We start from the raw sequence: 12,104 nt of genomic DNA on the forward strand, positions 1-12,104 counted from the left end.
TCCGCTACATCCCAGACTTCATCATTCAAACAGGAAATCGATATGGAATTTGTAACTCTTGCGTTATTAGGTGTGCTTATTGTCATTAGCCCTGGCGCAGACTTTGTTTTGGTATTAAGAAATAGCTTAAATCAAGGACGAAAAGCAGGCGTATACAGTGCGATTGGTATCAGCATGGCGATCAGCATCCACATCGCTTACTCCATGCTAGGGATCAGTTACTTAATTTCACAAAATGAATGGTTGTTTAATCTCGTGCGCTATCTTGGGGCCGCTTATCTTGTCTACCTTGGGATTAAAGGAATATTCTCCTCGCAGCCTGCGTCAAACTCAGAAACCATTCAACAGAGCGAGTATTCAATGTGGCGATTTTTCATGCAGGGATTTCTGTGTAATTTACTCAATCCCAAGACGATGCTGTTTTTTCTGAGTATTTTTAGCCAAGTGATTTCTCCCGACTCTAGTCAGCAACACATCGCCTTGTTTTACGGGATTTATATGATTGCGCTGCATGGTATTTGGTTTTCTATCGTTGCTGTTTTATTCACGTCATCCCAGCTACAAGCTTTCTTGTTGAAGATTAAGCATCGACTCAATCAAGCATGTGGGGCGGGATTAATCATTTTCGGCGCAATGCTGGGCTTAAAGGTGTAGTGCGCTTGCGGTCCGATTACCCCAGTTCAAATTGATCATTGAACAAGTGGCAGTAATCAAATAAAAATCTACATTATCAATACTTTAAATTAGAAAAAAACAGCCAACGTGCGCTGGCTGTTTCGATACAGTTAATGGATGACCCGAGCGTCCCCTTTAAATAACTGAGACAGATCGATAGTGAATATCGTCACTGTCGGACGTTTAGGCAGAGCATTTTCGATCGAAAACTCTGGCCCAGCTGGAACGAGGGGGAAGTGAATAGCAGTCGGCCACGTTGACGAAGCTTCATTACCGCCCGGCTCAGATATTGAGAAAGAAAACGCAGGTAAACGGGTCATAACACTTACCTCAAATGACTGATTAGCGGGCTCAAGCGAGCCCGCTTAGGTTTTGCAATGTTATTGTTATTTTAACGCTTACTTAATCACTAACGGTTGATGACGTTAGATATCAAGTTCTTTGTCTTCAACGTGGTTGGTGATCATCGCTTCAGTGGTGATCATCAAGCCAGCAACAGACGCAGCGAATTGAAGCGCTGAGCGTGTTACTTTCGCAGGGTCCAAGATGCCCATTTCGATCATGTTGCCGTATTCACCTGTTGCAGCGTTGTAACCGTAATCGGCATCACCCGCTTTGACAGCGTTCGCCACAACAGAAGCTTCGTCACCTGCGTTAGTTGCGATTTGACGAAGAGGCTCTTCCATTGCACGTAGCGCAACTCGGATACCCACGTTTTGGTCATCATTGTCGCCTTTTAGATCCGCCAATTCTTTCGCGATCTTAGTTAGGGCAACACCACCACCAGCAACAATACCTTCTTCAACCGCTGCGCGGGTAGCGTGTAGCGCATCGTCCACGCGGTCTTTCTTCTCTTTCATCTCAACTTCGGTTGCAGCGCCGATCTTGATCACCGCTACGCCGCCAGAAAGCTTCGCAACACGTTGTTGAAGCTTGTCTTTATCGTATTGAGAGGTGGTTGTTTCGATTTGTTTTTCAATCGAAGCCACACGATCAGCAATCGCGCTTGCTTCTGCTGCGCCACCCACAATGGTTGTTGTGTCTTTGGTGATGGTCACTTTCTTCGCACTACCTAGTTGCTCTAACGTTGCTTTTTCGAGCTCTAGGCCGATTTCTTCAGAGATGACCGTACCAGCAGTTAGTACCGCAATGTCTTCCATCATCGCTTTACGGTTGTCACCAAAGCCAGGCGCTTTCACCGCGGTCGCACGCACGATGCCGCGCATGTTGTTCACAACCAATGTCGCTAGCGCTTCACCTTCGATGTCTTCAGCAATGATCAATAGCGAGCGAGAAGATTTCGCTACTTCTTCTAGTACAGGCAATAGCTCGCGGATGCTGCTGACTTTTTTGTCCACCAATAGGATGTAAGGGTTGTCTAGCTCGACGCTGCCATTTTCTTGGTTAGTGATGAAGTATGGCGACAAGTAACCGCGGTCGAATTGCATACCTTCAACCACAGACAATTCGTTGTTTAGACCTTGGCCTTCTTCAACCGTAATCACGCCATTGCGACCCACTTTCTCCATCGCTTCTGCAATGATTTCACCGATCGCGCGATCGCTGTTTGCAGAAATGCTACCCACTTGGGTGATAGATTCTTTGTCGCTGCATGGCTTAGACATTTCACGTAGTTTCTCAACCGCCGCTTCAGTGGCCTTGTCGATACCACGTTTTAGGTCCATTGGGTTCATGCCAGAGGCTACCGCTTTAAGACCTTCATTGATGAAAGATTGCGCCAGTACGGTAGCGGTCGTTGTACCGTCCCCCGCTTCATCATTCGCTTTGGACGCCACTTGTTTCACCATTTGTGCGCCCATGTTTTCGAACTTATCTTTCAGTTCGATTTCTTTCGCTACAGACACGCCATCTTTGGTGATGGTTGGCGCGCCGTAAGATTTATCAAGCACAACGTTGCGGCCTTTCGGGCCTAGTGTCACTTTTACTGCGTCCGCCAGTAAGTTCACACCTTTCAGCATTTTTTGACGTGCGTCATTAGCAAATAATACGTCTTTTGCAGCCATGGTTATCTCCTCAAAAAACTACTACAAAAATAATTACTCAACGATTGCTAACACATCAGATTCGGACAGAATTAAGTATTCTGCGCCGTCAATTTTCTCGGTTTTCACGCCGTAACCGTCATTGAAAATGATTTGGTCGCCCACTTTGACTTCCATCGCAGCGCGTTCGCCATTTTCAAGACGTTTACCTAAACCAACAGCAATGACTTTCCCGCGGTTTGATTTTTTCACCGACTGAGAAGTTAAAACGATTCCCCCTTCAGATTTATTTTCCACCTCTTGTCTTTCAACAATTAGCTTGTCATTTAAAGGACGAATTTTCATTTTTAAGTGCCTCCTACTTGGAACCAAAAATAAAAGACAAAATAAACATCAAGATGGATTTGCGAGTCGACAGCTCGCTTTCGATGAAAATAATAAGGTCGAAAAATGAGAGTTCAAGAGGTGAATTTGATAAAAATTTTTTATTAAATTAAATAAAATTTTCTATCGAATTATCGCATTCACAACTACTTAGCATCTCTTTATGATGGAAAATATGCTCAATCAAATCTAGAGTGGTTACGTACTCTTAAAAAGGATAATCAAACAATGAAAAAGGCCGTATCTCTATTTCTTGCAACGTTGTGCGTTGGCTTCCTCTCACCCAACGTGTCGGCTTCTGAACGCGCTGAACAAGGGTGGCAATTGATTGACAAGGGCGCGATGATTGTCGATGTGCGTACGCCGCAAGAGTTTTCTGAAGAGCATTTGGATAATGCCGTCAACTTCCCTTTATCTGAACTTGATAAACATTTTCAAGACGTCGATAAAGATCAAGCTATCGTGTTGTACTGTCGCAGTGGTAACCGCTCTGGCAAAGCGTATCAATACTTACAATCACAAGGCTTTACGAATCTGCACAATGCAGGTGGCTTAGAAGAACTACAAGACGCCAAATAGTCGTCTCCGTTCTAATATACAAAGTAAAAGCACAGAGCGTGTCGCAAGCGTATTGTAACGCGCTCTGTTTCTAAATACTTATCTACAACAACTCTACTATCTGGGCCCTGCATCAAATTGAGTCAGGTTGTCCGATATCTCGATCCATGGCGCTTTCGATGCGACAAAAATATGGAAATCAGGCTTGTGAGAAGGTGTGTCATCCAAGATACCAAGGCGAATATTGACGATCCCATTGTTCTTTTTCGAATACAGGCTCGATCCGCAGTGGCGACAAAAGCATAGCATGGTATTTTCGCTTTTCTGATAAGTTTGAATATCTTCTTTCCCTTGGATAATAAGCAGTTTATCCAACGCAATACCACCGGCAGATGAATAGTCAGAACCTGTGAACTTGCGGCATTCAGAGCAATGGCAATTTCCCATGTACTTAAATTCATCTGCCACTTCCAACTTTACCTTGCCGCACAGACATGAGCCTTTTAGTACTTCCATTTGAATTCCTTTTTGTTATGAATCTAATTGAATTAGATGGCTATCTCGACACCATGCCATTGCAATACGAAAAATTAAAGACAGGCAATACAGGTTTTCAAAAATGAAACGAAAATGTAAAACATTCCATTCAGAGGGAAGTGCGCTCGACACGTGAAAAATCGAGCTATTTTAGATACAAAAACACCAAGCAATAACGCTTGGTGTTTCCCTCACAGAATGTCGCCTCAGAAAAGGCGCTTTCCGCTGTGCTTAAAAAATGCAGTGTTTAGTAAAGCTGGTCGCTTCGTTTGCAGTCCAGTCACCTTTCGGCTTATCTTTCAGGTTTTCACACCATTGCTCGCTGCCGACACCATCTTGCAGAACACAATGCTTTGCAAAGTCTACCGCGTTGTCTGCTGTCCATTCTGTTTTTGGCTTATCGCGCATGTCGTTACACCAGCCTTCAGTGCCCACTTCATCACTACAAGCGGTCAAAGCAGAAGCCGCCAACATCAGCATGACTAGTTTTTTCATAAATTTAAGGTTCCAGTTGCAAACAATAGTAAAATTAAACTCAATCTCTTCAACACATGCCCATTCAAGTGTCTGAATAAAGGCGTCACTAGCTGAAGTGACTTTTGTATCAACTATAACGAAATTATCAGTCTACGTGTTAAGACACCGAAAAATTATTGAGCGACACTGTGTAAAGCGCGCCATTCTAAAAGCTATAGGCAGCGCGCTTTTGTTAGCTCACCAACCTTAAAAGAGCCAGTACCAAAGCACGCTAAACGCAGCTCTAATGCCATTTGTTCAAAGTGATCGACGACAGATTGCGTGCTGATCGTCGCAGCTTTTAATACTGCACCTGCTTGCCCAATGAGATTAGCACCCAGATGAATGGCTTTCGCCGCTTCAAGCCCATTACGAACACCTCCCGAGGCGATCAAGGGTAATGTAGGATGCAGTGCGCGGATTTGAGCCAAACATGTTGCTGTAGGGACACCCCAATCGCGGAAAAGCTCGGCTGCACGCTGCATTTTCGGATTATCTTGGCAATACCCTTCAACCGCACTCCAGCTTGTGCCACCCGCGCCCGCAACGTCAATTGCATCCACACCAGCATCAATTAATCGCTGCGCAACGTGTCCGCTAATACCAAAACCGACTTCTTTGATAATGATAGGAACCTTCACGCGAGATTTAAGCATCTCAATTGCCTGGAAAACACCAACCCAATTGTGGTCGCCATTTTTCTGAAACGCTTCCTGCATTGGATTAACGTGCACAAACAAGGCATCGGCTTGAATCGCCTCAACCGCACGTTGCGCATTATCGAGTTTACCTTTATCGAGCAATTGAGCGGCTCCAAGATTGGAATACAACGGTACTTCTTTCGCCAACTCACGAATGGTTTTACCCAAGCCCGAATGCTGACTTTCTTCTAAGCTAATCCGTTGCGAGCCCACACCCATGGCAATACCTAATTCACTTGCTGCTTCAGCTAGACGACAATTGATCGTTTCTGCGTCTTTTGCTCCGCCAGTCATCGAGCTAATCAAAAACGGTAGCGCTAATTGATGACCAAGAAACTCTGTCGATAAATCGATCGCGTGAAAGTCACATTCTGGCAGCGCACAGTGTTCAAACTCGACAGACTCAAAACCCGCCGTTTTATGCTTCATGCTCATATCATGATGTAAAACAGCATCTAGGTGTAAATCTTTTCGGTTAGTTTGCGGAGCCATAATGTCACCCTAAAGTAAAACAGTCGCGCAGTATTGCGATCCTTATCAGTAACGTCAATGCGAATTTTGTGAATTTGCCGGATTACTTTTCCGAAACGAGTAATGAATCTCGACTGCCCCTGACATTATAAGAAAAGAAACTCGCTTTCCGTTTTAAACAAGCCGGCAAGTTTCTCTTCAAATTGAGATAATCAGCGTACGATACCCATGATGAAAATGGATCACATTGCTCTGTAGTTTACTTTACGCTGTCCGACAGAATTAGCGACACAACAGTGCTTGTCGTCGTTGGTTCAAACTGTTCGGGATCATCACAGAATTGAATTTTTCCTTTTTCTTCTACATGGAACAGCGGTACAACTGAACTACCTTTGTGATGCGCTAAATAGTCTTGATACGTGAAGTTATCGCTCAATTTCGTGTGTTTAACCTCGGCACCACGACTTAACATACTGGCTAGCTGGGTATAGCTTACATTGCCGCCCATCAGCAATTTACCATGGTACTCCTGAGCCACGGAGTGCTTCTCGCTGCCATTGCCGTTGGTTTTCACTTTTTGTAAGCAGTGAACTTTATCTTCCCCAAACTCGTCGACGAATTGCATGCAAGCCATAATGTTGAAATGCTGATCGGGCGTTAATGCAACCACTTGTCCTATTCCTATCAAGTTCAAGTTGTCGTCCGCGTGACTAGAAATAGGGTTGCCGTAATAGTAATCCAGTCCCAACATACGAACCTGACTGATGTACTCCCAGTTTGAGTCAGTCATTAATACGCGACGGTCATAACGCGACAACGCCTGCCCTATTTCTCTTGCTACTCGGTTAGCACCAATCAACAAGAAGCCGCGTGGTGCTGGCTCTGCAACGCCCAACGTCAGCGCTACAGGACGTGCCGTCGCACTTTGTAACACGACCGTTCCTATAATCACCATGAAGGTCATAGGGACCAGTAAAATCGCTTCATCAATGCCGTATTCGGTCAATTTGATCGCGAAAAGAGACGAAATCGAAGCAGCAACAATACCGCGCGGTGCAACCCAAGACAAAAACAGCTTATCTTTGAGACGCAAGTTGCTGCGGAAGGTTGAAAGAAAAATCGATAACGGACGCGACACTAACTGCATAAATACAAACAACAATAACGCACCGCTACCTAGCGCAGCAAAATCATCCAGACTGATTCGAGCCGCAAGGAAGATGAACAATCCGGTGATCAGTAAAATGGTTAAATGCTCTTTAAAGTGCAGAATTTGCTGAATATTGATGTCTTTAGCGTTTGCGAGCCACATACCCATTACGGTGACGGTTAGTAACCCAGCTTCAGACTCAATGTGGTTAGAGACCGAAAATACACCTAGAACCACCATCAAAACCGCAAATGGCTGCAAATATTCCGGTAGCCAAGAGCGACGCATGATCGTCGCAACTGCATAGCCTGAGGCCGCACCTAGCATGACGCCGACAGCAATGATCGTCCCAAACACTTCGACGCTATTTATCGCGCTGTGAGATACGATAAACTCGTAAACCATCACAACAAAAAGCGCACCGAGCGGGTCAATCAAAATCCCTTCCCATCGCAAAATGTTAGCAAGCGTACTGTTAGGTCTTACGGTTCGTAGAAGTGGCACGATGACCGTCGGCCCTGTTACTACGGTTAAGCTGCCGAACAACATGGCAAGCTCCCAAGTAAAGCCGAGGAAATAGTGTGTTGCGATACTGGTCGCTGCCCACGAAATGATCGCCCCGATGGAAACAATGCTCCATACCGAACCACTCACGCCACGAATTTCTTTAAAGTTTAAGGTCAAACTGCCTTCAAATAAAATCACTGCCACCGCTAAAGAAACCAACGGAAAGAGCAAATTACCTAATATCTCATCAGGATTTAACCACTGCATAAATGGCCCGACGATCAGCCCTGCCAACAACAAAAATAAAATCGCTGGCAAACGCAATCGCCAAGCTAACCATTGGCAACCTAAACCAATAACCCCAACCGCTGACAGCACCAGCGCTTCATTACCCACTTGCATCAATAATTACCTGTTTTTGTCTTTTTTCGCGTGAATGCGCTATACCCGAATACATTCAGCCTTACGGTCAAATAGAAACAACCGAACGTGCAAATCAAACGACTGACCTTCGATGACATCGCTATGAAACGCACATGTTTGAAGTCATTTGGCGATCGCATCAGAATTATGAATATAGTTGACCCCCAATGACTTAACGACTCATTTTTGTTCATCAGGTCTTAAAGTGGCACACAAGTGTGCGACTTTGTCGAATCTAAAGAAAGCGCGGAACCTAGCACTATATGAGGCTAAGGCATAGAGCATGAACTAAGCTTTAGCGTAAGTGCTCAAAGTTAAGAATCGTGGGTCACGCGACGTACGCAAGGAGAAATGGATTGTACGTAATACTAGCACTGTTCATGGCGTGTCTCGCCATCCTCATCGGAGTGAAAGCCGCCAACCGAGCTGCACTTTTAGAAAAAGAACTAGCCAAACTTCGTGAGGAAGTCACATCACTACGAGCCAGTGTCCATGGGGGCTCAAACCCACAAGCGCACCAACAATCCAGCATCGAAAAAGACACACCATCTGTAGCGACGTCACCTCACATAGAATCACCACAGAAAAATGTCTCATCCTCTGGGGAACATGATCCAGCTGCCAACCTAGACTTGGACCAGAGCGCTGCGAATCAAGGGTACGCCCAGACAAGAGAAGTGCAACTGGATGTTTTTAGTCAAGAAAATGAGTCATTCCTTCAGAGTAAAGTTCAGAGCCTGCTTAGCAACATTCAAGAAAATTGGTTGGTTTGGGTAGGCGCATTGGCCATGCTGATCGGTGGAGGTTATCTCGTACAGGTGATTGGTAGTCACATCCAGTTTTCGCCATTTATGCGAGTGTCCTTTGCCTTTGTGATCTCATTACTTATGGTGCTTGTTGGCGAGTGGTTTCACCGTAAAGAACAACAGAATCCGCAACGGGCAGCACGAGCCCAAGGCTTTACGTATGTTCCTGCTGCTGTTACCGGTACGGGATTAACGGGCATTTACTGCACCGTCATTTTTGCCTTTGTGGTTTATCAAATGCTAACGCCGAGTATCTCGTTGTTCATCTTGGCTTCAGCGGCATTTTTCAGTTTAGCATTATCATTGCGACAAGGGCCGTTAATGGCCGTGCTTGGCTTAATTGGTGGCTACACAGCACCACTGTGGATTGGGGGTAATGAACCCAACTACTTTTTGTTAGCCGGATACATCTGCGCAATTTCGTTCGCGGCGACCTTATTGATGCAAAAAGTGCGTAGGTCATGGATTACGCCAAGTATCGCGATTCCACATGTCATTTGGATGTTGCTGTTGATTGAGAGTACACCAACAGAACTGTTGTTCTCGTGGCTCGCGATTTATCTCTCCATCACTTTGTATCTCATTTTCGCGGTTCCGAGAATGGGTTGGATGCTCAATCCTCGCTTTCGTCACTATCAAAGCAAGTGGACAAACTCGCCGACCGCTACCGCTCTCGCAACTGCTTTATTGACCTTTTCTGCCGTCACCAGAATGCCGGATCTGAACACTCTACAAATGGCGTACTGTTATACGCTGCTTGTTGCGATCATCTGGCTACCAGCACTTCGTACAGGCTGGTCATTACGTGTATTTTTGCCATCCATTCTCGTCTCAGCAACCGCGCTGATTGTTCTTACCATCGCTTTTAATGCGCTGTATATGTTAGAGCGAGAAGCTAGCATCCTATTCGCATTGGCGGTGAGTATTGCGCTGATCTGCTATCGAACATATTGCCAATCACTTAGTGACCGTTCGCAACTCAGTGGGCTGCTTCTGCTGGTACTGGCTCCCGCGATGAGCTTAATTACGTTGTTTTATATTGACGAATTTATGCAAGGCTACCTGTGGTATTGGACTGCATTCTGCGCATTGATGGCCACTTACTACGTTGTGCTTGGTCAGCGTGCACGTTCGTTGGCATTAGAATGCTCTGCCGTTATGCATGCTTTAATCGTAGGTATCGCTTTTGTTTGGTTGAGTGATACTTGGTTAACAACAGCAATCTCAATACAAGTTGCGATAATGGCCTTACAGGCTCAAGTCGGGTTATTTCGACCTGCGAGTTGGGCGATTAAAGTGGCAATGGGAATACTGGTTATCCGACTCACGCTGCTACCTTTCATACCCGAATGGCAACCGGTAGAAGCTGGGCATTGGGCTTGGGTTCTGGTGAGTTATCTGCCTTCTCTCTTCATCTTGTCTTATGCTCGTTCAACACTAAAACAAGTGGACCGAGAACTGACCAACTGGTTTGAAGGGGCGTTTTTACATGTATTCTTAATGGCATTGTTCACCCAAACTAACTACTGGTTAACGGGGCAATATGGTTACTTGGGGAACATCGACTTCACAAGTGCGGCAGTCTTTGCCAATCAAGCATTAGTTATGGGTTTGGTATACAGCTACCGCAGCCAATTTGCGCAACGCTTAAGCCGTATCTACGAAATCTATAGTTACTTGCTTTGGTGCGCGTTCGCTATATTGATTATTTTGCTTAATACGGCAGAATCGCCGTTGGTGACTGATAACGTCTCGGCACAAGCACTTCCCATCTTTAACATGCTGAGTATCGGCTGGCTGTTACCAGCTTGCATCCTGCTTATCGCAACCTTTAAACGCTGGAATACGTTGCAAGTTCATCGATTTGCGATTGCTAGTCTAGGCTTTTTACTTGCAGCCATTTGGTTGGGGATGTCTATCCGTCAATTCTGGCAAACCACATCGATGATGCTGTATCAGCCAACCAGCATGGCAGAGTTGTTCAGTTATTCAGTGGCTGGCTTGCTCGTAGGTGGATTGCTGACTTGGCGCGGCGTGACCCAACAGGGGCTGATGATGCAGCGTGTCGGTCTAGTGGTCCTTGCCGGTGTCGCACTGAAAGTATTCTTATGGGATGTGAGCTCTCTGGATGGGTTCTGGCGAGCAATAAGCTTCTTAGGCTTAGGTGCATCTTTGATAGCACTTGGATGGCTATTCCAGAAATTGAATCGTTCGGTGGCAAAAGCACTCGAGCCCTAGACGAGTCAAAGAGAGATTCCCGACAGTGCGCTGTTTTCGTTATTGGGGGACGATAACAGTGTAAAGCCGGGAATCATTGGAGTGTTCGTTACTTCAGTAAAGCGACCACGGTATGACGACGCACGTTTGCTTGCGCATTCAATGCCTGAAAAGTCGAAGTAAACTCGCCAGACTTTTGCATGAATCCATCCAGTTTTGCATTCACCTCATTGACTGAAAGCTGTGCGGTTTTGGTTTGGATAGAACGCATTTGAGTATTCAGTTCACCATGAAAAGCTTTCGCCTCCTGCAAGCTCGTTTGAACTTGTTTCAGATGCTGATTTACTTTGGCAATCGTCTGCTTGATGCCGTCGCGTGAGCCTAAATCAAACCCGAGCTCCGCAATACCATCTGGCTCAGACTTTAAGTTCAAAACGTTAGGCTGCCCCGCAGGGAATCGGTGCCCTTCCCCCGTTACCATCACCTTTTGCTGCATTTGTTGATAAGCGTTGTCTCTGGCTTCAAATAAAATGCTGCCATCATCGGCTAATGAGGCTCGCATTCCTAACGCAATCAAGCTGCGATCCAGCATTTTGACCGTTCGCTCACCGTCTGATTGTCCATCAAACTGAATCATCACCGCTTGACCTTGAGGAAAATCCAAACGGATTTGCTCGGCCTTGTCGCTTAAGCGATGAACATTCAAACCTGGAATAGAAAAGCGACGAATATCCGCTTTATCCAGTTTTAAGTGCAGTTCGTTATTTAGGACTTTCTGGCCATCGAAACGTGCTTGCTCAACGACTTTTTGGATGGTGGCTTTAGAACGAACCAATGTATCCTGCAAACCAGGAACATTTTGTACGCCTTGATTAATAGCTTGCGTCAAACCACGTTTAATTTGCGTGAGCTCTTTGCCAATCACCTGCAGCGATTTGGACGCGATCTGAACCGCCGTGGCTTGCTGCTGACCCTGCGTAAGCTGAATACCAGATACAGAGTAGGCTGACGCAGTGTCAGCCTGAATTTGCGCCGGGCGCGGTTTAATTGCCGTACTTGAGTCTGCAGAACGGGTCGGCATGATAGAGGCTTGTTCTTGTCCACCTAAGCGTATGCTATGGGGTCTAACCTCTACTGTACTCATTACCATAAAAAG

At 45.7% G+C, this 12,104-nt stretch carries 11 protein-coding genes; 3 read left to right on the plus strand and 8 right to left on the minus strand.

Annotation, left to right across the window (positions count from 1 at the left end):
* Positions 1 to 42 precede the first annotated feature (42 nt).
* Positions 43 to 654, plus strand: a complete 612-nt coding sequence (locus R7D93_RS10415) for a LysE family translocator (RefSeq protein WP_017635118.1) — start codon at positions 43 to 45, stop codon at positions 652 to 654.
* A 131-nt stretch (positions 655 to 785) separates the two neighbouring features.
* On the opposite strand, the gene R7D93_RS10420 is transcribed toward R7D93_RS10415, so the two are convergent.
* The 3 genes from R7D93_RS10420 to R7D93_RS10430 all read right to left on the minus strand — a co-directional run bounded on the left by R7D93_RS10420 (position 786) and on the right by R7D93_RS10430 (position 3,023).
* Positions 786 to 995, minus strand: coding sequence for a hypothetical protein (locus tag R7D93_RS10420; protein WP_005373984.1), 210 nt, complete (start codon positions 993 to 995; stop codon positions 786 to 788).
* 105 nt (positions 996 to 1,100) lie between these two features.
* A complete protein-coding gene (gene groL / locus R7D93_RS10425) occupies positions 1,101 to 2,699 on the minus strand; it encodes a chaperonin GroEL (RefSeq protein WP_005388702.1) in 1,599 nt (532 codons plus the stop codon).
* 33 nt (positions 2,700 to 2,732) lie between these two features.
* Positions 2,733 to 3,023 (minus strand): co-chaperone GroES, encoded by a 291-nt coding sequence (locus tag R7D93_RS10430; RefSeq protein WP_005373989.1) that lies wholly within the window; start codon positions 3,021 to 3,023, stop codon positions 2,733 to 2,735.
* Positions 3,024 to 3,290: 267 nt separating this feature from the next.
* On the opposite strand from R7D93_RS10430, the gene R7D93_RS10435 reads away from it, so the two are divergent.
* Positions 3,291 to 3,641, plus strand: a complete 351-nt coding sequence (locus tag R7D93_RS10435; protein WP_225496497.1) for a rhodanese-like domain-containing protein — start codon at positions 3,291 to 3,293, stop codon at positions 3,639 to 3,641.
* A 96-nt stretch (positions 3,642 to 3,737) separates the two neighbouring features.
* Here the strand turns inward: R7D93_RS10435 and R7D93_RS10440 are convergent, their stop codons facing one another.
* The 4 genes from R7D93_RS10440 to R7D93_RS10455 form a co-directional block, all read right to left on the minus strand.
* Positions 3,738 to 4,136, minus strand: coding sequence for a GFA family protein (locus tag R7D93_RS10440; protein WP_005373991.1), 399 nt, complete (start codon positions 4,134 to 4,136; stop codon positions 3,738 to 3,740).
* Between the two features lie 252 nt (positions 4,137 to 4,388).
* Positions 4,389 to 4,652 (minus strand): DUF3012 domain-containing protein, encoded by a 264-nt coding sequence (locus tag R7D93_RS10445; protein WP_005373992.1) that lies wholly within the window; start codon positions 4,650 to 4,652, stop codon positions 4,389 to 4,391.
* Between the two features lie 194 nt (positions 4,653 to 4,846).
* Entirely contained in the window at positions 4,847 to 5,866 is a 1,020-nt protein-coding gene (gene fni, locus R7D93_RS10450; protein ID WP_225496508.1) for a type 2 isopentenyl-diphosphate Delta-isomerase, read from the minus strand.
* A 238-nt stretch (positions 5,867 to 6,104) separates the two neighbouring features.
* A complete protein-coding gene (locus R7D93_RS10455; RefSeq protein WP_130546454.1) occupies positions 6,105 to 7,904 on the minus strand; it encodes a cation:proton antiporter in 1,800 nt (599 codons plus the stop codon).
* Positions 7,905 to 8,305: 401 nt separating this feature from the next.
* Here R7D93_RS10455 and R7D93_RS10460 point away from each other — a divergent pair, with 401 nt between their 5' ends.
* Entirely contained in the window at positions 8,306 to 10,969 is a 2,664-nt protein-coding gene (locus R7D93_RS10460) for a DUF2339 domain-containing protein (RefSeq protein WP_395233742.1), read from the plus strand.
* Positions 10,970 to 11,057: 88 nt separating this feature from the next.
* Here R7D93_RS10460 and R7D93_RS10465 read toward each other — a convergent pair whose 3' ends face one another.
* Complete coding sequence (locus R7D93_RS10465) at positions 11,058 to 12,098, minus strand: flagellin (RefSeq protein WP_005373996.1); 1,041 nt, start codon at positions 12,096 to 12,098, stop codon at positions 11,058 to 11,060.
* Between the last annotated feature and the right edge of the window lie 6 nt (positions 12,099 to 12,104).

Origin of the sequence: Vibrio sp. YT-15 (assembly GCF_033337445.1) — a bacterium.
Classification (GTDB): domain Bacteria; phylum Pseudomonadota; class Gammaproteobacteria; order Enterobacterales; family Vibrionaceae; genus Vibrio; species Vibrio alginolyticus.

What these genes read in the sequence shown, in the direction of transcription:
- R7D93_RS10415 (WP_017635118.1), top strand. Translation starts at nt 43, where the DNA reads ATGGAATTTGTAACTCTTGCGTTATTAGGTGTGCTTATTGTCATTAGC.
- R7D93_RS10420 (WP_005373984.1), bottom strand. Translation starts at nt 995, where the DNA reads ATGACCCGTTTACCTGCGTTTTCTTTCTCAATATCTGAGCCGGGCGGT.
- groL (WP_005388702.1), bottom strand. Translation starts at nt 2,699, where the DNA reads ATGGCTGCAAAAGACGTATTATTTGCTAATGACGCACGTCAAAAAATG.
- R7D93_RS10430 (WP_005373989.1), bottom strand. Translation starts at nt 3,023, where the DNA reads ATGAAAATTCGTCCTTTAAATGACAAGCTAATTGTTGAAAGACAAGAG.
- R7D93_RS10435 (WP_225496497.1), top strand. Translation starts at nt 3,291, where the DNA reads ATGAAAAAGGCCGTATCTCTATTTCTTGCAACGTTGTGCGTTGGCTTC.
- R7D93_RS10440 (WP_005373991.1), bottom strand. Translation starts at nt 4,136, where the DNA reads ATGGAAGTACTAAAAGGCTCATGTCTGTGCGGCAAGGTAAAGTTGGAA.
- R7D93_RS10445 (WP_005373992.1), bottom strand. Translation starts at nt 4,652, where the DNA reads ATGAAAAAACTAGTCATGCTGATGTTGGCGGCTTCTGCTTTGACCGCT.
- fni (WP_225496508.1), bottom strand. Translation starts at nt 5,866, where the DNA reads ATGGCTCCGCAAACTAACCGAAAAGATTTACACCTAGATGCTGTTTTA.
- R7D93_RS10455 (WP_130546454.1), bottom strand. Translation starts at nt 7,904, where the DNA reads ATGCAAGTGGGTAATGAAGCGCTGGTGCTGTCAGCGGTTGGGGTTATT.
- R7D93_RS10460 (WP_395233742.1), top strand. Translation starts at nt 8,306, where the DNA reads ATGGCGTGTCTCGCCATCCTCATCGGAGTGAAAGCCGCCAACCGAGCT.
- R7D93_RS10465 (WP_005373996.1), bottom strand. Translation starts at nt 12,098, where the DNA reads ATGGTAATGAGTACAGTAGAGGTTAGACCCCATAGCATACGCTTAGGT.